This is a genomic window from Formosa sp. F44, from assembly GCF_056238645.1.
The window spans coordinates 567,508-589,388 of the sequence record NZ_JBWDLJ010000002.1; the positions used below are offsets into that span (position 1 = coordinate 567,508).

Below are 21,881 nucleotides of genomic sequence, written 5' to 3' on the forward strand. Positions count from 1 at the left end.
CAGACATGAAAATCGGGATGCTTTTTTATTTTATAGACTTTTTACATTCACTATGCTATGATTTAGGAGTTCTTTTTCGCTATCATTTCTAATACTTAAAACAAATTACGGTCGTTTATTTTATCGAGATGTGCTACACTACAATTGAAGTATTAGGCTAAAAACAATAATTTTGATATGCTTATCGTACCACAAAAGATATATTTGTATTTTAAAACCATAGTTTTTTAATGTTTTGGGACTTATTCCTTAAGAAATGATTCGTTTACCGTAGATGTTGGTTTTTAATTATTTGTGGAAATCTGTGGTTCAGTAATTTAAATTTATAATGAAGAATAAATATACAGTAGGAAGTTTATATGCAGGTGTTGGCGGTATTTGTTTAGGATTTAAAAATGCGGGTTTCGATTTGGCTTGGGCCAACGAATTTGATAAAAATGCTTGTATTACGTATCGGAAAAATTTTAATCATAACTTGGTTGAAGGTGATGTGATGGATATTGAAATTTCTAATCTAGAAAATGTAGATGTCTTAACAGCCGGTTTTCCTTGTCAGCCATTTTCTGTAGCAGGCCATAGGCAAGGGTTTGAAGATAAGCGTGGTAATCATTTCTTTAAAATTTTAGATTTTATCGATACCATGAGACCTAAAGTGGTGTTCCTAGAGAACGTTAAAAACCTAGTGGGACATGATAAGGGAAATACATTTAAAGTTATAAAAGAAGAAATTTTAAAACGCGATTATACTTTCAGTTCTAAAGTTTTAAATACCAAAGATTATGGTAATGTCCCACATAATCGGGAACGTATTTTTATAGTCGCTTTTGATAAGCAGTTGCTTAACGATCCCGATTTTAACTACAGTTTCCCTGAAAAAGAACAGTTAAGTAAAGGGGTGAAAGACCTATTAATTAAGGAGAAAGTAGACGATAAATTTTATTACGGAAAGGATAAATACATGTATGACATGCTTAGTGAAAGCATGCTTAGAGACGATACAGTGTATCAGTTTAGAAGACAATATGTAAGAGAGAATAAATCTAATGTATGTCCTACGCTAACGGCCAATATGGGTACTGGCGGACATAACGTACCATTAGTTAAAACAAAGTTCGGCTTTCGGAAACTAACTCCTCGAGAATGTTTCAGATTTCAAGGTTTTCCAGAATCTTTTAAGCTACCAGAAATAGCCAATTCACATTTATATAAACAATCCGGAAATTCTGTTAGTATGCCAGTTATTTCTAAATTAGCTGTGTCTATTAAAGATATTTTAGATGGCGTAGACTCTAATTCAACTAAAACAGCATTAGAATCGTCGAGCAATTGATTTTGAAATTATAATGCTTTTAGAATCTCAATTAAACATGTCATCTCTTTAAGGTTCCCTGCCTGGATGTAATAATTATCTGCATCCATTTTTATTTTGCCATTTAGAAGCGCGTGTTGCGGAAGAATATATTTATTTTCAATTAAACACTTTAAAGTTGCTAAGCTGCACCAACCAACAATGTCGTAGTACCAGTTTTTAGATTGTACTAGCTTCCATAATAGCACTCTGTCGGTATGTTTTAAGTAGAAGCAGTTTGTGTTTGGTTGTATTCTAACCAGTATAAAATAATCGTAGTACGCTGTGAGATTTAGATCTTTACTATTAGGAATGTATGTTCCGTCCTTATCCCAATCTTTAGTTTCGAGAAGTAATAAGTTAGAATAATACGCAGCAGATTTAATACTTATCTTTTTCCCTTTGCAGATAATATCTGCATCATCCCAACGTCCTTTGCCGTAAATTTCAAAATCGAGTGGCTTGCAAATTAAATCTTTGTCTTTAAGATAATAGTAAGCCATACATTCGGCTAGTTTCCCTTGAAGCGTGTTTTTAAAAATATCTTTTTCTGTTCGTTTTAGTCGGCCTCCAGTTCGGTGGTTTCGGTGGTGACCTTTTCCAAAAGCCATATTAAATGCAAATTCGAAACAGCTCTTAAGCGTATCGTTAGGTATGGCTGTACCCACGAATTGTTTTTTATTGTTAATAAAATAAGAATGACCTGATTTTTTAAGTTTCATTATTTTTTAGCCTTAATAATTATGCATCTTAAATTTACAGATTTTTATAATAAATTGAAATTAATTTGCTTACTATCAGTTGTTTGTGTTTTGGTGTTTACTTGTTAAGGAATATGTTTATGAAATATAATACGTCTTCGAGATGTTTCGACTATAATATAAATTTGAAGGATTTCCGAATCTCAAAGACTAATCTGAGTTCTAGATATAATCCATTTTCTGAGAGGAAAGGTGTAAACATGCCAATATAACCCTCATGCCATTTAAACTAGGAAAGGGTTATAAATGCTGTAATTGTTCGAACTTTTATAGCGTTATTACAAAGTTTGTAGCGAACTCCAATTGAACATAGTGCATAAACTGCGTTTGTTGCAAAGGCGCTTCATTCCAAGTATTATAATTGCTAGCTTAGTAAACGCTATGTTATTATTAATTCGGACTATTAAAAGAAAATAGAGGTTACAGCAACTGCTGCAATTAAGAGCAATAATAGTATGAATACAAAAAGAGAAGTTCGTTTTGTGATTTTATCTTTTTGAAAAATATAATTCCGAGTAGGATTTTCTTTATCCTTTACAAACTCGGTATCTTGATCGTGACCTAGGTCTTTTTTTGTGTTTGGTTTCATTTTTTTCAGTTTTAATACGTTTAAAATTACAAAGAACTAAAGCTTTACTTTAGCTTAAACGCATTAAATAGTAATGCAATAGATTACTAATGTGAAACTCACAAAACCAACTCTTCGAACAATCGCTGTGCTGTTTTTTCTAAATCATGGCACATGCCAGGGTGAGGTCTGGAGGTTTGAACGGCCGAGCTTCTTATTGCTGTAAGCCATCTAAATCGCGACGGTATATCCATTAAAGCAATAGGGCCTCCATCTGAAGTTCCGTTGGCAGTACAGGTAAAAGCCATCATGTTTTTTTGAAGCTGATCAATGTCAAAATCATCTGAAAAGCACTTTATTTTTTCAGTTGGAATGGTGTGTAAAACCCTAATAAATTTGGCTTGTTTACTAAATAAGATGATACCAATATTTATAAATTCTTCGCGTTCTAATTTTGGAACCACGCGAATTATAGCATATTCGTATAGTTTAAGATCTTGCATGTTCAATTTCATTTACAAAGAGTTCAGAATGGGCGAGGCGCGTATTTAAAAAATTGAAATAGACGTCACGAATGTCGTTAGGAGAATCGTTTACATCTTCCCATTGCAACCATTCGTCTGGGATGGTATCTACAATGTCTTTTAATATTTCTGGTGTTAAAAGGGCTTTAAATTCCGTGTCGACAGCTTTAATTTTCGAAGCCTGAGGTAAGAGCACATGGTCTTTAATAAGTTTAAACGGACTCTTAGCCGATTGTTCCCAATTGCTCCATGAATGATGAAAATATAAACACGCACCATGATCTATTAACCACAGTTCTTTATGCCACATCAGCATATTAGTGTTTTTAAATGTGCGATCTACATTCGTTATAAACGCATCTAACCACACAATTTTGGAAGCTAAAGTGTCGTCTACCGTTGTCACGGCAGGATCGAAGGTTATGGCGCCAGATAAAAAATGTAAAGCGAGGTTTAAACCTTGACTGCCTTGAAGTAAATCCTGAATTTCTTCATCGGCTTCTGTGCGTCCAAAAGCTTCGTCTAAATGAGCAAAAACCAATTCTGGTAATTGTAAATGTAAAGCCTTAGCAACCTGACCACCTATAAGTTCGGCGATTAATGCTTTGGTGCCATGTCCTGCTCCTTTAAATTTTAAAACATATTTAAAATCGTCGTCAGCTTCGGCCAAAGCAGGTAGCGATCCGCCTTCTCGTAAGGGCATCATGTACCGCGTTACGTTTACGTGTCTTAATTCAAAATTCTGTGTCATACTTAAAAACTAGATCGCAAATTTAGTAATAAGTTACACGCTTTGGCTTATAAGTTTAGGTAAAATGTAGGGTGACTAAATGTTTAGAACGGATAGCCGATACCGAAATTAAAGGTAGTTTCTTCATATTGAAAATCGTAACGTTCGCCTTCTTTTAAAGTTGGGTCGTGCACTGGAGCAGCAAAATCGAAACGGATTACAAACCCTTGAACATCGACGCGTAAACCAACGCCAACACCAATCCCTAATTGCGACATAAAATCTGAGCTAAATTTTCCGCCTGGTAAGGCTTCATTTTCTTTAGAATTCCATACGTTTCCGGCATCTGCAAATAAAGCACCTTTAAAAAAGGAAAAAAGCGGAAAACGATATTCTACATTGGCTTCTAGTCTAATATTCCCCGTCTGATCTACAAAGTTGTTATAAGAACCGTCTTCGGTACCTTCGTAAGTTCCTGGTCCTAAAGAGCGAATACTAAAGGCTCTTACACTATTTGGCCCTCCTGAATAATATTGCTTTATATAAGGCATTAAATCGGAATTTCCATAAGGCATTCCGTATCCCGCAAATAGCCGAGTGGCAATTTTTTGATCACTATTAAAATTAAAATGATATCTAAAATCAACATCAAGTTTCGCATATTGAGCGTATTCTAAACCTAAAAATGTTTTGGTTCGGGTATCTGCATTGTTTTTTCCAAATAAACTAACCACATTTCCGGCAATATCAACTGTAGTGTTGGCATAAATTTGATGCTTCTTGTTAACGTCTACCATCTCGTTATATGTAAACGAATAATTTAAACCAGCTATAAATTCTTGATCGAAACTTTGCTGTAAAAACGGATTGTCTTCTAGAATTTCGTCAAATTCGGGCGTGGTTTTAATTAGGTTGTTGTAATTGATAGAAATCGGATTTAACTCATGAGTTGTATACCTGTTCTCGTTCCATAAATATCCAAATTCGGCTGTCCCAGAGAGTAATCTGTATAAGTCTGATCGGTTTAAATAATCGATACCTAAGCTGGTTTTTGTTTTAGGAATGGAATAATCGAAAAAAGTGTCGCTAATTTTAAATGGGAAAAGCACTTTAGGAAACAGTACTTCTCCTTTTACTCCTATTGAAGTACTACTTGCACTTGGATTATTGTTACCACCTCCTACTTGAAATTCGTAACCTAAACTTGTGCTCAGATTAAAAATTTCTCCTCCTTTAAATAAGTTTCTATTGCTATAAGAGAATTCTAAGGCGGGACCAGCAAAACTATTAGATTTTGTCACAGCCTGTAATTCTGCTTTTAATGCGCGTTTGTTTAAAGGTGATAGATATATATTGGCATGCAAAACAGCTGTGGAGTCTGTTAATAAAGAATCCATTTCTTGATACTGAATGTTTACATATTTATAAGTCCCTATGGTTGAAAGGCGTCTTGCAGTATTTCTAGATTCTTGTGGATTATAATAATCGCCTTCTTTAAGTGTAATAAACGGGTCTAAGTTTTCAGGATTAAAATACGATTCTGTTTCTATAAAGTTTTTATTATTAAATCGAATGGTGTCGTTGGTAGCGGCACTGTTTTCTATATCGTAATCGGAATAGATATTAATTTTTTCTACTCTGTAGGGTACTAGCGATTTTTTAGGAACTGCGTTTTTTAGTCTTAAATATAAATCGAATTGTCTTGAGGTATATCGTGTAGTGTCGGCTTCGAATATTAAGAAATCTGGGTTAAAATTATAATACCCTTTACTTTTTAAGTCGTTATCTATACGTTGGCGTTCGGTTTTTAAAAAGGCTAAATCAAATCGTAACCCTTTTTTAAATTGAGTTGTGTTTATACTACTTTCAATATCTGTGTAAATAGGTTCTTGTATAGAATCTAATTGATAAGATGCCAAAGTATAAGGTTGTTTTATGGAAACCGTATAAAGCGCTTCTCCTGTCTTATCTTCAGCATTCTTTTCTAGTGTTGAAGCCGAGTTGCTGTAAAAGAAACCGTGGTTTTCTAATCTGTTTACTATAATATCGTCTACCTCGTAGGTTTTAACATCAGAGACATACACAGGTTCTTCTCCGATTTTCTTATAAAGCCAATTGTTTATAAATCCAGGCTTCTCGCGTTGTGTTTTATAGTAATAATATAGTCCAGGATAGATTCCTAAAAATTTAGAGTTTGGTTCTGGTCTAAGTATGTTTTCTAATTCAGATTTGAGTTGATCTTCCTGCTCTAATATAGAATCGGTTTCTATAGCGATTTTACCACCGGTATATAGCAGTTCGTCATCAGGAATATGTTTTTGTATGCTACACGATTGAGATACTAAAACTAACAAGAGCAGTGCAAAAGATAGTGGTCTATTCCATTGGGATAAACCGTTATTGCTTCTATGTAACGATATATATTTAATCACTATTCTTTTCTTTTAGTTTTTCTTCTTCTTCTTTTTTCTTTTCTTTAGCGAGCTCTTTTTCTTTTCGAAATAAGGCATCCCATAACTCCTGAAATTCGTTAAATTCTTGAGTGAATATTAGTGCTAGGCCACTTACAATAGTTTGTCCATCAATTACAGATTCATATTCATTTTTCTGAAAAGCTTTAAGGCGATATTTTCCAGACGGTGTAATTAAATATTCTAAACTAACATCTCCGATTAAAGGCGATTCTTCTCCGGTAGGATCGCTACCTTCAATATCTACAGCACTACCAACACGAACAATAACACGGTCGTTAAATAGTTTCTTTTGAGCGGCAATATCTAACTGTGTGCGCTGTTCCGAAGAGTCGCCTTGATAGTCTGTAAAGCTATTTAATCCGAAATCTAACTCTAAGCCAGAATTCCCCATAAGTTTGTCTGAGAACATATTTAGCTGGTCGGATAAGGCATCGTTTAAGTTGTCTCTCGCAATAGAGGCGAAACCACCGCTACTACCATCGCTACCTGATTCTGGATAAAAACGATTCATGACTAATAGTGAAAACACCTGTCTGTTTAATTCCCCTTCTTGCTGATTTACTTGCTGAATGGTTCCGTAAACTTGTCCGCTAATGGCACCGCGTTCACTCTCGGGCATATCCAAACTGAATGAAATTTTAGGATGTAAAAGTTCTTCTTTTATATTTAAATACACTTCAAAAGGTAATACTTGTTTGTATTTATTTTGAGTCGTTGGGTCCGATCCTGATACTTGGGAAGCCATTAACGAAGAGGCCGATGTTTCTATATTATACAGCGCCTTAACATCTAATGTGGCGTCTAACGGATTTCCTGACCATGAAATTCTACTACCCGAAACTAACTCAAATTTACGATTAACAACCTCGTATAAACTCATTTCATAATGCCCGCCAGAAACGGTATATACTCCAGATAAATTCATGCGACCATTGGTGTCCATGGTAAAAACAAAATCCCCATTTCCGGAGGTCTGAAAATTATCTCCAGTAGATTCGTCTAAAACCAGCGTAATAACGGCATCATTTGTAATAGACAGATTGGTTTCAAGATCGATGCCCGTTACTGTCGCTTGTTTTTCTTGAGTTCTGCTTAAAATGGCATCTGGATTATCGCGATTAACAAAAACAACAACCCCGTCGCGTTCTTCAATATTTACGGCCGAAGACGGTAATACATAGGTTACGTTTGTTCTTGGGGTAACGGCTACATCCATTTTAACTATAGGCACATTTAAATCGCCTTTAATGGTCCCTTTGGCATTAAAAGAAAGGAAACCATAATACATATCGTTTTCTTCCTGGGTGGCATTAAGCACTTGGAAATCGTTCGCATTAATTGTTAAATCGAATGTTGGATTTATTAAGGACTCTGTGCCTACTTTTCCATCGAGAACAAAGGCACTATTGTCTTCATCTTTTATGGTGAAATTAGACATGCTAATACCACTATTATCAATATTTAATGTTTCATTGGCTAGTACGAAAAAACTATTCAGTTTTGTAATTTTAAACTTTGAATCTTTAAAAACCAAATCTCCAGCATATTGTAAATCGTCTAGGGAACCATCAATTTTAAAATTCCCGCTAAAAGCACCAGAAGATTCTGCAAGTTCGCCAAGTGAAAGCCCTTCTATGGCCTTCATTTTAATTTCATTTATGGCGAAATCGACATCCAAATTGGTGTCGGTATCTAGAGCGGTGTATTCACCTACAATATCGATATCGGCATCACCGTCTTTGGTAGATAAATTAAATGTGTAATCGTTTTTGGTTTTAGAATCCCCTTTTAAAGTTAAGGTTCCGAAATTTGTATCGATTACATTGAGATTGTTTATCGAGATGTCGGCTATATATCCGCGATTTTCAAACGGACTTTGAACCGTAACGGCACCGTTTAGCTCACCTTGTGCTAATTCGTTGTCTGGATTTAAATATGCGAGAAAGTCTTCAATTTTAAAGTTTTCAAGATCTATGGTAATCTGATCTTTTCCATCGCTAGCCGCTGTTTCATTTAAAATAGAAACTGATTTGTTGGTGTTCGTAAATTTGAAATTTTTAAAATCTAAGAGTCCTGGGCTGTAGGTTATCGCATTGTCGTTTGGGATTTGCCAAGGAGCTTTATTTAGAATTAAGCTTTCCGGTAAGACGTGGATTATTAATTGATCGTCTTCCTTTTTAATGTTAGATTTTAACTGCATTAAAACGTCTTCCTGGTCGTAAGAAATCATGGTAAAGTCCATGGCATTATTAACCTGATTACCGCTAAAATTTGTTCGTTTTATATGTATTGGCCCGGCCAGAATGTTGTTGAATCCGAGATCGAAAATAAATTTTTCTTTATCTGTATTTAATGTAAATGCTAAGCTGTCAATTTCATTTCCAGAATAATTAATATGAGGTGCTAATATCTTGGCGTTTAAAAGCTTTTCAGTCTGATTAAAATCTAAAGCAATATTTACCGTATCAATATTTGTTAAACTCGGTACAAATACATCGCTTATTATCGGGGAGTCGTTTAATGTTCCTCGCAATTTTAATTGTACAGGTTTTCCACTTGCAGTTCTTATTGAGTCTGTAGTCGTGTTTAGAGAATCTACGCTAAAGTAGCTAGAAATATGCTCGTTTAAAGCTTTGCTAAAAGTGGCGGGATTGGCATTAGAGGCTAACTCTAAACTTAGTAGTTTGTTGGTTACGCTTACAAAAGTAGAATCATTATCTACATGTGCTTCAGCATTAATATCGCCTAGTAAATAGGTGCTATTGTCAAAAACAATTGTACCGTTATTTATGTTGCTTTTTAGGTCGAATTCCTCTGCATTTCCTTTAAATTCTGCATGTAATTTAAGTCCAGCACGTATGTCTTTTTGCATCGCTCCAAGGGCTTGCAAGTCTATACCAATAATGTTTAAATCGGCAGTAATTTCGGGAGATATACTATCTAGAACAACTTCGGTTTTTAAATCTATATTTATGTTTCTGTCTTTGTAAGCCGATTCAATTTGGCCTTTACCATTTTCAATATTTCCCGTTATAGGTAAGTTTACAATGTCGTAATTTTTTAGTCTAAAACTCGAAATCATAGCGTCTAAATTGGCATCCATATCGTTAATGGTTTTACCGCTTCCGCTAGCTTTAAGTGTGACACTTAGCGGACCTAAAGTTTCATTTTGTAACAGCTCCTGAAGTTGAAATTCTATAATCTCTAAGTCCGATGTAAAAGCCAACCCATTATTATCTGTATAACTAGCTGTTAGATTAGCAAGACCTTGAGATGAGGTTAATTGCGCCTTAGTTTTTATATCATTTAAACTTCCGTTAACAGTTGCAGTAAGTACAATGCTATCGGGTAGATGTAATCCCAATTCCTTCTCGTTCACTAATTGTAGTAAATCAGACCTTCTGGTTTGGGCTTTTATAGGAGAAATGTTTAACACTAAATTATCCGGATCTGTGGCGTTCTTTATTAAGCCAGTGGCAGAAATGCTAGTCGTTTTTCCCCAATTTAAGATGGTTTTGTTTAAATTGATCGCCGATAAATAGCCTTTAGCATGTAGCTGTCCAGTGATTAATTTTCTGCTTAAACTATCTACATACGGATTGGTCTTTAAATCGGGCTGAAAACGAAAAGCGTCATTAATATCTAATTGAATAACTGGTATTTGTAAGTCTAATTTTGAAGCTTCGGGCGCATTGGTTAAGGCAGAAATATTGGGATACTCCATACGAGATGCTCCGGCAATTTTGTTGTTATTAAGCGCAATATCTAATCCTGTGAGCTCTAGAAATCGATCTGTAATTTCAACCTGTAATTCTCCTTTTTTAAGATGTAATCCGGACCCTTCTTTAAAAGAAAAGGTTTCTAAATGTAAACCTGCAGTTTTATCTTTTAGGTATATATTTTCTGCATTTAAAACAAATTGGTCCAAGTAAATGGCGTTGGCATTAAACGTATTTTTCACGGGTTGTGCATTATCAACGGCATAGGTAATACTATTGTTTTCTATGTCTATATTATCTACATTTAAAACTAATTCTGGCCACTCCATAGGGGTGGTTGGATCCTGCGGATTGTCTTCTGTTTCAATCTTCGAGGTGCTACTCGTGGTTAAAAACGCAATTTCAGAATTTTTTAGGCCCAGATTTTCTATCGAATAATTTGTGTTTGGTAGGTCTATAATTGTGTTTTCAATATAAAATTCAGAAATATTGGTATTAAAGTCTATACCGTCTTCGGCCGATACGTAATGGGCCTTGGTGTTTTCAATTTTAAAATCTTCGAAAAGTAAATATGGTAAAGTTGTAGCAGTTGTGTCTGCAGTAGGAGGCACGGGACTTTGAATGTAATTAATTTCAGAATTAGAAATTAAAACCTCAGATGTTCTAAAATCCATTGCGTTTAGGTCGAAAGTGTCAAACTCCAGTTCAACCTGACCAATTTTAAATTTGCTATCAATTCCTAAAACGGCATCATTAAAAACGATATTAAAATCTTTTAAATGAATGTCGCCAACAATTATATTTAATGGTTCGCTAGCAACTTCAGGTTGCGGTTCTGGGGCTGGAGTTTCCGAAGCAAAAGCATCGATTAAAAACTGAAAGTTATAACCAGAAATGGAATCTTTTCTTACCACATTGGCACGCAATCCTTCCCAATCTAAATCTTCAAGACCTATACCTTTCCCTGTAATTGCTGGCCATAATGGTAAATCGGCTTCAAGCGATTTAGAGTAAATTAAAGTATCTCCTTTAGTATCTTCTAAATACAGTCCTTTTAATTTTATGTCTCCACCAAAAGTGATAAAAAGATTATCTATTTCGACTTTGGTTTTAGTTTTATCCGAGACAAAAGACGTTGCATAATCTACAATAATATTTTGTCCCCACGGACTTCGTATAAAAAGTATGATGGAAAGAAAGAGGAGAAAAAAGACGATGAAAGCAGTTCTTAAGATTTTAAAAATCTTAAGCCTGGTAGATGGTTTTGTTTTGATTTGTTGTTTTTCTTCCAAAGTAAAAGTTGAATAGGCGCAAAAATATTATAATTATTTCACTAAAATTAACTCAATCTCAATCAATATTGAACCAAAATTGAATCAAATGTAATCATTCTGAAAAGCTAATTTGATTAGTTATTAAAGATTTAAGATAATAAGTTTCTTGCTAAATTTTGATATCTTCGGTAAAATGGAACATTCTACAAACAAACCTTTTTAATAGATTAATTATGACTACAAATAATTTATACGATAATTTAGAATATAACGACGATAAGCCCGCAATTAGTGTACTTCTGCAAACAGCATTTAGTAAAGAGATTCGTATCTTATTAAAGAAAGGACAGTTAATGAAGGAGCACAAAGCACCAAAGCCTATAGTTGTTGAGGTCTTTGAAGGTGAAATTGATTTTGGAGTAGAAGGCCAAACGCATGCCTTAAAAAAAGGAGATATATTATCACTAGATTCTAATGTGCCTCACGATTTATTAGCTAAAGCAGACAGCATTGTGCGATTAACATTGTCTATTCAGGATACTGTAGATCGTGTAGAACAGGTAGTTGAATAGCTTCCTGATTTATAATTTACACCATTAAATATTGTGAAATAGACTGAGCACAAATTGGTTTTTACTCCAGTTAGAAGTGCTTTGTCTAAGAAATCCAAGGGTGCTTTTTAAATGAGGTGATATAATATAACCCACTCCAAAGTACGCACGATTTCTATCAAAAATATCTACTTGTATATTATTACCAATATCTTTTTGTCCGTTAATAAAGATTTCGTCGTATACAGAAACATACCAAGTTTTAGGAATTAATAGCCTGTTATTTAGTGGTACATCTATACTTAAAGCATATCTGAATCGGGTTCTAAAATCTTGATTTTGAACAATGCGTTGCTCAAATCTAAAACGATGGGCTAAGTAAAAACGGCTGCCGATTTTTTGTGGGATTCTGGCTTCTTGGTAAATTCTATTCTCATGGTTCTGAATAGCGCTAGAATCGTAATAGCTAGATTGAATATAGGCATATCCGGCCGTAAGTTTAAGTCTGCTGTTTTTTGGTGTATAATGCACACCTCCTCTTAAAAGCAATTGCTCTAAGTCGCCAGAAACATTCCAATTTCTATGTTGTATATCCCCTTGAAAACCCCATTGGCTATCGTTTAATTCTGTATTAAAGGCATACATAAACCAACTCCCCATTTTTTTATCGTTAAATTGAGAGTAAATGTTATTCGAAAAAAATAGGAGAAAAGCAATTAGGTAAAGTTTAGAAATACTAGGCATTTTAGAATGTCTTTAAGAGTCGTTTTCAAAAATATAAAAAAAAGATAGAAAACGTAGAATCCGGACTATTATCGGCTAATAAACTTTAGCTGGTCTTGTTCAAATAATACAATATCCTCTATACTTAATTGTGCTAATTTTTAATGCATTAAAGCGCGTCATGTTAAAAAATAAGTTGGTTTTTGTAGTCTAAAGTTTTTAACCCTTTTCTGAACTTATTATAGTAGATTTATATATTTTCGTTATAAACCATTTCCATGTATTATGATTAAATCATTTGTCTCATTTATTTGTTTTTTAATCACTTGTGTTGTTTTTGCGCAAGAGCATTCAGCTATAGATTATACTAAAATTAAAGCCTCTATTTCTAATTATAAAAATGATGTAAGAGGACCTTATCGAGACATTCGTTGGTTTTGTGACGATGGCACTTTAAATATGCCAAAAGAACCTTGTGAGGATGGTGGTGTGCAACACGCGAGATATAAAGAAGACGTTATTGCTTTAGGGGAAAGTGCACATATTTATTTGGGTCAGATTTTAGCATCTACCAATAAAGATGATTTTTGGGATGAAGCCCATAATCATTCACGCTTAAAACAATATATTGTTGAAAAATATTTAAAATCTGTAGACAATGGTTGGATTAATAGACGTGCTCAATACTATCGTGGTGCCATACAAGTTGAAGACGAGCAAGCATGGGGAAAAGCCTTTTTTAACTGGTTGTTAGAAAATGATGAATATATCGCTAAACATTTTTATTTAATACGTCAGGCCGTTAAAGATATCCCGCATTCCGACGACGATAATGTGGCGCAACTTATGCGTAGCCAATCTAAAGTTTTGGCCGAAGCATACGAGCCTTTCATGAATCTTAGAATTAAAATTCACGGTCAACCAGAACGTGCAGATATTGCTAAAGTCGAGCAGTTTAAAAAAGATCAGGCCAGTAAATTAACACCACAATTAAACAAGGAAATAGAAGAATTGGTGAATACCATGAACACCTATTTCGAGCCCGTAAATATTGAAAGTCTCTCGACGTATTTAGCTGGAATTTCTAATGCAGATATAAGATCGCGATTAAAAGGATTTATAGACGGTTATAAAAGTGAAAATACAGCTACTAAAATTGAAGGTTCTGCCGAAACCATGTGGTACATTCGGGAACATATTTTAGAAGAAAAATCGGCTACGGGCCGTTTGGCTTTATTCGATTTGTCTTTAAAATTAGAATTATTAATCACAAAACAAATTAATGAATATCCAGAAGCTACATTAAAAGATTTAATTAGTAAAATATGCTATTTAAGTTATGCATCTGTCGCTTCTGGTTATACCGAAATTTGGGAGTGGCAAGAAATTAAAGGCGCTTTATCTGTATCGGACGCGTCTACATTAACCCTAGAAACGTTAAATGGTATTTTGGAAGCTGCCCGTAAACAATTGGAATGGGGTACAGGAAAAAATAGTGCTGTTTTTGGAGATGTTGTTACTCTTTACGAAGGATTCGAACCGTTAGTTCATAGTTTTTTAGACGACAGAATCCGTGGTTCTGTGGCGCTTCCGTTAGGAAACAGTATCGGGAAATTAGGGACATTTATTTCTTCGGAATCTGCTCTAAATAATCGAGTCTTAAGTTTAGAGAATCAAAGTCATATTCACGGTTTAAACCCTGGATTTGCAAAAGGAACGTTAATAGTTGTTGATGGTTCTGGCGAAAATATGGAAGTGGATCCCAATAACATTTACATCTTTGAAAGACCACCATCCGACTTAAAACCCATTGCAGGAATTTTAACCGTTTCCGAAGGGAACTTAGTATCGCACGTGCAATTATTAGCTCGTAATCTAGGGATACCAAATGCCGCAATTTCATCGGATAATATTCAAGAATTTAAGAAGCATTCTGGTCAAGTTGTATTTTATGCCGTATCCAATAAAGGCACGGTGATTATGAAGCAAGAAAGTGACATGACTGCAGACGAACAGCTTCTGTTCTCTAAAGCAGAACAAAGACATGATATGATTACTGTTCCCGTAGAAAAAATTAGATTAGATCGCACTACCATTTTAAACTTAAGAGAAGTGAATGCACATTCTTCAGGTATTTATTGTGGGCCAAAAGCAGCTAATTTAGGGGAGTTAAAAGAAAATTTTCCAGACCACGTGGTTGAAGGGTTTGTAATTCCGTTTGGAATCTTTTTAAATCATATGAAGCAAACTATCCCAAATGAAACCACAACCTATTGGGACTATTTAAATAGCATTTTTAATGATGCTAGACAGATGAAAAACGATGGAAAATCGGCAAAAGAGATTGAAAGTTTTCAGCTAACCGAGTTAAGTAAATTGCGAAAATTAATTATAGATATGCCACTTTTGGATGGTTTTATTTCAGATTTAGAAGGCAATTTTGAGTCTATTTTGGGAACAGAGCTGGGAGGAACATCTGTATTTTTAAGAAGTGATACCAATATGGAAGATTTAAAAAGTTTTACCGGAGCAGGTTTAAACTTAACCTTATTTAATGTGTTGGAACGCAACAAAATTATAGAAGGTATTAAAACCGTTTGGGCCTCGCCGTACACAGAGCGTAGTTTTAAATGGCGTCAGAAATACTTAACCAACCCTGAAAATGTATATCCATCTATTGTGGTTATTCCAGGAGTAAATAACGATTTTTCAGGTGTAATGATTACGAAAGGGGTTTCTACTGGAAAAACCGACGAAATTACAGTCGCTTTTAGTCGTGGTGTTGGTGGTGCTGTAGATGGACAGGCGGCAGAAACGTGGACTATTAAAAAAAATGGTAATTATCACTTAATTTCTCCTTCTCGGGAACCGTCTTATTTATCACTGCCAAGTACAGGAGGTACCAAACGTAATGTAACTACTTTTGAAACGCCTATTGTAAATTCAAAAAACATACAAACAGTAAATGCTTTTAGTAAGGAGCTGGTTAAGAAAATGGAAAATAAAGGAATCCATGGTCCTTACGATGTCGAACTAGGTTTTAAAGATGATAAATTATGGCTGTTCCAAGTCCGACCTTTTGTTGAAAACAAAAATGCCAAAAGCTCGACATATTTAGAATCGATTACTCCCAAAGTGGACTTAAACAAAAAAATATCTATTAATTCTCCGTTATAATTATGAAAAAACTACTTCTACTTATTGTTATTTTAGGATGTTTTGGTTTTACAGCCAATCATTTCTACCCGATCGATGGTTATACCGTAACAGGAATTAAACGTTTGGTCTATTTAGAACGTGTAAAACGCGGAGAAATTAAAAGCGATCGTATACCGCCGGGGGCGTTTAAAGATCTAAACTCCATACAATTAAATTTAGTCGATAGACGGTCTGAAGTCGAGAACCTTCCTGAAGTAGATAAAGCGCTTCAAGGCCGTGTAGAAAAACTATTTAGAGGCTTAGATAAAAATTATTCCATGACGGTTTTAGAGATGACAAAAGGAGAGCCTTTGCGTTATGCTCAACATCGTGAATCTGTAGGATATCAGCCTGGAAGTGTTGGAAAACTAGTTGTTTTAGCTGCTTTTTTTAATCAATTATGTGAGATTTTTCCTGGCAGTAGTTTTGAGGAACGTCAGCAGTTATTAAAAAATAAAATTATAACCGCAGGAAAATGGGCATTATACGATCATCACACAGTGCCTTTTTACAATTTAGAAACTCAGAAGTTAGTAAAGCGTAAAGTTGTTGCTTCAGATACATTTAGTCTTTACGAGTGGTTAGACCATATGGTTTCTGTGAGTAATAACGGAGCGGCTAGTGTGGTTTGGAGAGAAGCGGTGTTAATGCATGTATTTCAAGATAAATATCCCGAATTAACGTTTGAAGAAAGTGAGGCATATTTTAAAAGCACACCAAAAAGCGAATTGTCTAAAATGGCAATCGACTTAGTGAATGCGCCATTAAGAACATTAGGAATTACCGAAGACGAATGGCGATTAGGTAAGTTTTTTACAAGTGGAGCAGGAGAGTATATTCCGGGGAGCGGTGGTAGTATTGGGACGCCAATCGGACTTATAAAATTTGTGATGGCACTGGAAAAAGGAGAAGTGGTAGACGAAAAATCGAGTTTAGAGATGAAACGTCTGTTGTACATGACAGATAGACGAATTCGTTATGCGGGCTCCAAATCGTTAGATAGCTCTGCAGTTTATTTTAAATCTGGTAGTTTTTATAAATGTGATAAAGACAAAGGCAAATGTGGCAATTATATGGGTAATGTTTATAACTATATGAATTCTGTAGCTATAGTCGAAAAACCAAATGGTAAGCGTTATGCCGTGTGTTTAATGAGTAATGTTCTACAGAAAAACTCAGCGTACGATCACCTCATGCTGGCCTCTAAAATAGATGCTATTATAGAAAATGAAGACCAAGATTAAGGCAGTTTTTTTAAAATATCTAATGTTTGCTGTGCTTGATTTCTAATACTTTTACTCGTGTCGTTTAGTACCATTTCAACCAGCGGAATAAAGGTTTTTTTATTTGTTTTTTCTATCAAATATAAAACCGCATGTTTAATTTTTATGTCGTGACGTTGAAGTAAAATCTTGTAACATTCGGCTTCCGAATACACTTTTAGGTTGAGTTTTTTAATAATCTCGTAAGAGATTTCATTATTAATAAAAGCAGATTCGGCTATAGGAATTAATTCGCGTTTTAAATGATAATCCAAAATATTGTCTAAAAACTCTATGGCATTGATACGTTGTTCTTCTTCGCCATTAATAATAATATCCAAAATCGGATCGATTTCGTTTGGCGGATATTTAATTCCTAAAAATTTAAAAATACGACGTAACTGACGATCTAACCGCTGTTCTAAAATATGCATTAAACCATTTCTAGCTTCATCCTCATCTTGGGTGTTTACGTGATTAATTTTCTCTTTAAAATTAATAATGATTTGTGAATGAATTGAAGATAATGTCGTTTGGTAAACCTGGCATTCGTCTAAAATTTTATCAACAATAAAAGCGTCCTTAACCTTTAAAGTGGGGTAGTTCCATTTTAACCGCTTTAAACTATCTATAGCCTCTATAGTTACAGCATGTTCTGTGGTGTCAATTAACTTTAGTAGGGCATTAATTGCTTTTTGAGATGCAAAAGATTCAATTACTGCAGGGATTACAAACATATCATCTAAATCGTAATACTCTTCCAGTGTTTTGTGTATCAATTCGTCTATAATTTGTTCGTCGTAATTATGAAGTGCTTTAATGGCTTGCGTTCTTGTTTCTTTTTTAGATAGCCAAGATACAATGGCATCTAGAAAGATATCGGACTTAGTTTTACCCGCATTTTTAAGAGCTATATTAACAATATTTAAATCGGTGTTTTGTAGCTGATTTCCAATTATATAATAAAATGGCTTCGCATGAATATTCCCGATAGCTTCTAAAATAATTTTAATTTTTACTGCCTTATATGCTGGATCTGTTGAGGTGCTCCATTCGTCTATGGCGATTTGTAGCCATCTATTAAAATTGAAGCGCTCTTGTAAAATGGGGTTATTATTCAATTCTAAAGACAAGCCGATTAATGTTGCATTTTTTATAGATTCGTCTTTACTATTTAGGTAAGATTCGAAGAGGTTTAAGGTGTCTTTTTTTCGTTTATGAATTAAATATTGAAAGGCATTTGTGGTTAATTCCTGATCCGGATTGTAAACTAAAGGTTCTATTTGGTCGGAAAGATCTTCAGTTTTTAAATAGTATAAATTTTCAATAGCTAAAGCTTTCACCTTTACAGATTCGTGTTGTAATAAAGCTTTTGTTGCTAAAAATAATCGTTCGTCAGGCGACTCCAGAGTCCGTTGTAGCATATGTAAAATCTGATTTTTAGAGCCGTTTTCAAACACATCTTTTATACTGCTTATAATTGAAGTGACTGGGCGTATTGCTTTTTTAGGCTTGGACTTATCCACATCTTTACTGCCAGAAGTATCTAATAAATTTTTGAATGCATTAATATAAGACACGCGTAATTTAAAGATTAAAAAGATCCATACTATAATAAGCAGTATGGTGATTATACTAACATAGATCGAGTGAATGTTAAGTCCGTTTATAAAAAATATAAGAATAAATCCAGCCAATCCTGTCGCTATACTATCTACTACAACATCGATAAACGTTTTGGTCTTCTTTTTTAAATCTATAGGAATTGGAATGGATAATAATTCGGTAGCCGATTTATTTACAGATTGCTTTAAACTGCCGTCTATTATTTTTATGAATACAATAACACTTAATTCTGGTACGAACAATAAAAGTATAGACCCCAATAAGATTCCGGTTGGGAGCCATAACAAAGATTTTCCTACGCCAAAAGTTCCAACAATTCGTTTGGTTAAAAACAATTGGATAAGAAGAGAAACTACACTTAGTGTAGAAAACCAGAACCCGAAGAAAGAGGTTAAATCTTCTGGGTTAACAATTATTTCTGAAGCAAAATGGCTATATTGATAATCGACCAGTTTTGCCACCATAACACTTACACCCATAACGAGTGCCATAAAGCTTAATAATTTGGATTGTCTTATAAGCTTTAAGGGCGATTCGCCTTTGTATATGGGTTTCTGTTTATGAGGAACAAATTCGGTTTTACTTACATTCTTTTTCCAGATATATCGCGTTATAGGCAAGCAGAAAAATAGTAAAAAGGCGGCGACAAATAAAAGGTTTTCAGAATCGATAAATCGGGTTAAAACGGAAGTTAAATATCCTCCAAAAATACCACCGGCTATAGCGCCTGCTCCAATAAATCCGAATACGCGTTTCGCTTCACGAATGTTATAAACGAGGTTGGCTAAAATCCAGAACTGAGAGGTTGTTAACAGTCCGTAAATAGCAACCCAGATATATGGAATGTATAATAAATAACCCAGATCTACATTTAGATTTAACGTGATACCGAAGATTATAAGCGACGCTAAACACCCTAAAATAGTTAGTTCTATAACTCTGTTTAAAGGAAAATGCTCCAGAAATCTATCATAAAAATAAGATCCAATTACGGCCGAAATAGCTGTTAAAATATAAGCTAATGGTAATGCATTGGCGGTAAGTGTAGAAAGAAAAAGTGAATTAATTGTGGGCTTAACTACTAAAAGTGTAGTTATTAGTAAAAATATATTAAGTTGCAGAAGCAAGGTTTTCTGTAACTCGTCTTCATTTAAGTCAAATACTTTAAGAAGGTAGGTTTTAACTCGTTTTAATAACCGCATTAGGCTTTATATTTATAGCTTTTTCAATTGGGGATATCAAATTACGAATAATTTGCTCTCCATTCGGATTTTCTATCAAAGCTACTAATATATATTTTCGTTCTGCATCCCAAACTAATACAGAATCGGCATGCCAATTTTTCCAAGAGCCAGACTTTCTAAATAATCTTGCATCCGGAGCTATTTTTTCTAAGGTATTTACAAATTTATGATGTAATTCAGGGTTCTCCATCATATCTAACATATGCTTAGAACGTTTTTGATTTACAAGTTTGCCGTGTAGCATTAAGTAATAAAAGCGACACACTTGTTCGGCCGTTGCGGCATGACTTAAATTTTTTAAGGGCTCTCTGTTTGTTGCTCCGGAAGCAGCATAACGTTTACCAACCCATAAGCCACCCCCATTATCTTTATCGTATAAGTGATATTGTTCAGAAGTTAATACATCTTCAATTTTTTGAAACCCGACACGATCAATCATTCTTGTGGTTGCTTGATTGTTCGATTTGCTAATCATTAATCGCATATCGCTTTTAACTTCAGGCGTATCTTTTAATTCCCCGTGTTCAATAGCATCTTCAGCGGCTAGTAATACAGCAATTTTAGGTAAACTTGCGGCATACATCATCTCCTTTCCATTTAGGTTTGCAAACCTTGGAAATTCTGGATTACTTAAGTCGATAACCCCAATGGCCATCTTTTTATCTTGTATAAGTTGTTTCCAACTCGAGTTTTTATAAATTTCTTTTTGTAATACCGAAGTAAATTCCGTGTCCGAATATAAATCTAAAGGTCTAAAATCTTCTTCGGGTGCAGTAAATGGTAAGTGTGCATAATTATCATCTGCATTAATGGTTATGCTTGTGTTATATTCTAATTTGGAAGCTAAAGCATTAGGATCTGTTTTATACTTTGCTAACGTTTTCGTGCCTAAAATAGAAGAAGTAATAATTATTAATCCAGCAAAAATAAATTTGTATTTCAGAAGAGACTGTTTTGCGTTTTCTTTTTTCATAAATATTCTAACTCATTAAACACGAGTGCAATATTAATTTAAAATCAGTTAATAAAAAAAAACATTAAGTTAAAGTTTTTCTAGATTTTTATGAAGTTGGCTTCACGAAATTAGGTACTGTATTAATGTGTTGAGGTATGAAACGTGAATCTGTATTTTTTGGTATTCCATATTGTTATTTTAACAATATTTATTTTCCAGTGGGTGAAAATATATACTTGATACATGTTTTTTATTGAAAATTGAAAGACACAAAAGCCATTTTAAGAGCACTATAAAGCATAAAAAAAATAATAAATTTTGACGGTTCATCGAATAGGTTACTTTAAGGTGTCTATATGCTTGCGTTTTGTGTTAAATTTGAGAAAAAAAATAATTGTGTAACTGATTCATAACCTTGTGATTAGTTGTGATTTTTTATTGTATATATGATAAACATGTTCTCCTCCTTCTCTTTAAAATAGGTTACATCTAATAATTATGCCTTTATATAACCTAAATAATAACCCTTAAAACATTTACTTATGAAAACTTTAAAATTTACAGTATTAGCTCTTTTATTATTCGGATCCCTAACCGCTTGCGTTAATGAAGAACTAGACGACGATATGCTAGTTGCCCCAGATACTATCGAAGCAAGTACATCTGATACCGGAGGCGCAATCGACGAATTATAATAGATTAAACAGAATTAAAATAATAACAACACTAAAAACATCACCTTATGAAAACTTTAAAATTTACAGTCATTGCTCTTTTATTATTCGGATCGTTAACTGCCTGTGTTAATGAAGAAATGGACGACGATATGCTAGTTGCTCCAGATACTATCGAAGCAAGTACATCTGACACTGGAGGCGCGATCGACGAATTATAATCACCTTAAATAAATTTAAAATAATAACA

The 21,881-nt window shown here is 34.2% G+C and carries 15 protein-coding genes; 6 read left to right on the top strand and 9 right to left on the bottom strand.

Annotated elements, in window-relative coordinates; translation table 11 throughout:
• Positions 1 to 328 precede the first annotated feature (328 nt).
• A complete protein-coding gene (gene dcm, locus AC0UBM_RS07450) occupies positions 329 to 1,330 on the top strand; it encodes a DNA (cytosine-5-)-methyltransferase (protein ID WP_475688196.1) in 1,002 nt (333 codons plus the stop codon).
• 8 nt (positions 1,331 to 1,338) lie between these two features.
• Here the strand turns inward: dcm and AC0UBM_RS07455 are convergent, their stop codons facing one another.
• The 6 genes from AC0UBM_RS07455 to AC0UBM_RS07480 all read right to left on the bottom strand — a co-directional run bounded on the left by AC0UBM_RS07455 (position 1,339) and on the right by AC0UBM_RS07480 (position 11,416).
• The gene (locus tag AC0UBM_RS07455) at positions 1,339 to 2,070 is read right to left on the bottom strand and encodes a hypothetical protein (protein ID WP_475688197.1); all 732 of its coding nucleotides are present in this window, start codon (positions 2,068 to 2,070) and stop codon (positions 1,339 to 1,341) included.
• Between the two features lie 442 nt (positions 2,071 to 2,512).
• Positions 2,513 to 2,698 (bottom strand): hypothetical protein, encoded by a 186-nt coding sequence (locus tag AC0UBM_RS07460; RefSeq protein WP_414035548.1) that lies wholly within the window; start codon positions 2,696 to 2,698, stop codon positions 2,513 to 2,515.
• Positions 2,699 to 2,796: 98 nt separating this feature from the next.
• Complete coding sequence (locus AC0UBM_RS07465) at positions 2,797 to 3,180, bottom strand: DUF3037 domain-containing protein (RefSeq protein ID WP_475688514.1); 384 nt, start codon at positions 3,178 to 3,180, stop codon at positions 2,797 to 2,799.
• The gene (locus AC0UBM_RS07470) at positions 3,167 to 3,952 is read right to left on the bottom strand and encodes a HipA family kinase (RefSeq protein WP_434037471.1); all 786 of its coding nucleotides are present in this window, start codon (positions 3,950 to 3,952) and stop codon (positions 3,167 to 3,169) included. Before AC0UBM_RS07470 ends, AC0UBM_RS07465 begins: the two co-directional genes overlap by 14 nt.
• Positions 3,953 to 4,035: 83 nt before the next feature.
• Positions 4,036 to 6,363: a translocation and assembly module lipoprotein TamL gene (gene tamL, locus AC0UBM_RS07475; RefSeq protein ID WP_475688198.1), complete on the bottom strand. Its 2,328-nt coding sequence runs from the start codon at positions 6,361 to 6,363 to the stop codon at positions 4,036 to 4,038.
• Entirely contained in the window at positions 6,356 to 11,416 is a 5,061-nt protein-coding gene (locus AC0UBM_RS07480) for a translocation/assembly module TamB domain-containing protein (RefSeq protein ID WP_475688199.1), read from the bottom strand. The genes tamL and AC0UBM_RS07480 overlap by 8 nt, the downstream gene beginning before the upstream one ends.
• Positions 11,417 to 11,631: 215 nt before the next feature.
• On the opposite strand from AC0UBM_RS07480, the gene AC0UBM_RS07485 reads away from it, so the two are divergent.
• The gene (locus AC0UBM_RS07485; protein WP_475688200.1) at positions 11,632 to 11,970 is read left to right on the top strand and encodes a cupin domain-containing protein; all 339 of its coding nucleotides are present in this window, start codon (positions 11,632 to 11,634) and stop codon (positions 11,968 to 11,970) included.
• A 24-nt stretch (positions 11,971 to 11,994) separates the two neighbouring features.
• On the opposite strand, the gene AC0UBM_RS07490 is transcribed toward AC0UBM_RS07485, so the two are convergent.
• Positions 11,995 to 12,609 carry a DUF2490 domain-containing protein gene (locus tag AC0UBM_RS07490; RefSeq protein ID WP_414035543.1) on the bottom strand — a complete coding sequence of 205 codons (615 nt, stop codon included), beginning with the start codon at positions 12,607 to 12,609 and terminating at the stop codon, positions 11,995 to 11,997.
• A 348-nt stretch (positions 12,610 to 12,957) separates the two neighbouring features.
• Between AC0UBM_RS07490 and AC0UBM_RS07495 the strand changes: the two genes are divergently transcribed.
• Together AC0UBM_RS07495 and AC0UBM_RS07500 are read left to right on the top strand one after the other, a co-directional pair.
• Positions 12,958 to 15,849 carry a PEP/pyruvate-binding domain-containing protein gene (locus AC0UBM_RS07495; RefSeq protein WP_475688201.1) on the top strand — a complete coding sequence of 964 codons (2,892 nt, stop codon included), beginning with the start codon at positions 12,958 to 12,960 and terminating at the stop codon, positions 15,847 to 15,849.
• A 2-nt stretch (positions 15,850 to 15,851) separates the two neighbouring features.
• Complete coding sequence (locus AC0UBM_RS07500) at positions 15,852 to 17,114, top strand: serine hydrolase (protein ID WP_475688202.1); 1,263 nt, start codon at positions 15,852 to 15,854, stop codon at positions 17,112 to 17,114.
• Here the strand turns inward: AC0UBM_RS07500 and AC0UBM_RS07505 are convergent.
• Positions 17,111 to 19,960: an NTP/NDP exchange transporter gene (locus tag AC0UBM_RS07505; RefSeq protein ID WP_475688203.1), complete on the bottom strand. Its 2,850-nt coding sequence runs from the start codon at positions 19,958 to 19,960 to the stop codon at positions 17,111 to 17,113. The two genes, AC0UBM_RS07500 and AC0UBM_RS07505, sit on opposite strands and share 4 nt — an antisense overlap.
• Positions 19,938 to 20,975 carry a serine hydrolase gene (locus tag AC0UBM_RS07510; protein ID WP_414035539.1) on the bottom strand — a complete coding sequence of 346 codons (1,038 nt, stop codon included), beginning with the start codon at positions 20,973 to 20,975 and terminating at the stop codon, positions 19,938 to 19,940. Before AC0UBM_RS07510 ends, AC0UBM_RS07505 begins: the two co-directional genes overlap by 23 nt.
• Before the next feature lie 524 nt (positions 20,976 to 21,499).
• On the opposite strand from AC0UBM_RS07510, the gene AC0UBM_RS07515 reads away from it, so the two are divergent.
• Both AC0UBM_RS07515 and AC0UBM_RS07520 read left to right on the top strand, forming a co-directional pair.
• A complete protein-coding gene (locus tag AC0UBM_RS07515; RefSeq protein ID WP_475688204.1) occupies positions 21,500 to 21,652 on the top strand; it encodes a hypothetical protein in 153 nt (50 codons plus the stop codon).
• A 47-nt stretch (positions 21,653 to 21,699) separates the two neighbouring features.
• Positions 21,700 to 21,852 (top strand): hypothetical protein, encoded by a 153-nt coding sequence (locus tag AC0UBM_RS07520; protein ID WP_414036430.1) that lies wholly within the window; start codon positions 21,700 to 21,702, stop codon positions 21,850 to 21,852.
• Positions 21,853 to 21,881 lie beyond the last annotated feature (29 nt).

Coding starts and splice junctions, on each gene's coding strand:
- dcm (WP_475688196.1), top strand. CDS start 329: ATGAAGAATAAATATACAGTAGGAAGTTTATATGCAGGTGTTGGCGGT.
- AC0UBM_RS07455 (WP_475688197.1), bottom strand. CDS start 2,070: ATGAAACTTAAAAAATCAGGTCATTCTTATTTTATTAACAATAAAAAA.
- AC0UBM_RS07460 (WP_414035548.1), bottom strand. CDS start 2,698: ATGAAACCAAACACAAAAAAAGACCTAGGTCACGATCAAGATACCGAG.
- AC0UBM_RS07465 (WP_475688514.1), bottom strand. CDS start 3,180: ATGCAAGATCTTAAACTATACGAATATGCTATAATTCGCGTGGTTCCA.
- AC0UBM_RS07470 (WP_434037471.1), bottom strand. CDS start 3,952: ATGACACAGAATTTTGAATTAAGACACGTAAACGTAACGCGGTACATG.
- AC0UBM_RS07485 (WP_475688200.1), top strand. CDS start 11,632: ATGACTACAAATAATTTATACGATAATTTAGAATATAACGACGATAAG.
- AC0UBM_RS07490 (WP_414035543.1), bottom strand. CDS start 12,609: ATGGGGAGTTGGTTTATGTATGCCTTTAATACAGAATTAAACGATAGC.
- AC0UBM_RS07495 (WP_475688201.1), top strand. CDS start 12,958: ATGATTAAATCATTTGTCTCATTTATTTGTTTTTTAATCACTTGTGTT.
- AC0UBM_RS07500 (WP_475688202.1), top strand. CDS start 15,852: ATGAAAAAACTACTTCTACTTATTGTTATTTTAGGATGTTTTGGTTTT.
- AC0UBM_RS07505 (WP_475688203.1), bottom strand. CDS start 19,960: ATGCGGTTATTAAAACGAGTTAAAACCTACCTTCTTAAAGTATTTGAC.
- AC0UBM_RS07510 (WP_414035539.1), bottom strand. CDS start 20,975: ATGAAAAAAGAAAACGCAAAACAGTCTCTTCTGAAATACAAATTTATT.
- AC0UBM_RS07515 (WP_475688204.1), top strand. CDS start 21,500: ATGAAAACTTTAAAATTTACAGTATTAGCTCTTTTATTATTCGGATCC.
- AC0UBM_RS07520 (WP_414036430.1), top strand. CDS start 21,700: ATGAAAACTTTAAAATTTACAGTCATTGCTCTTTTATTATTCGGATCG.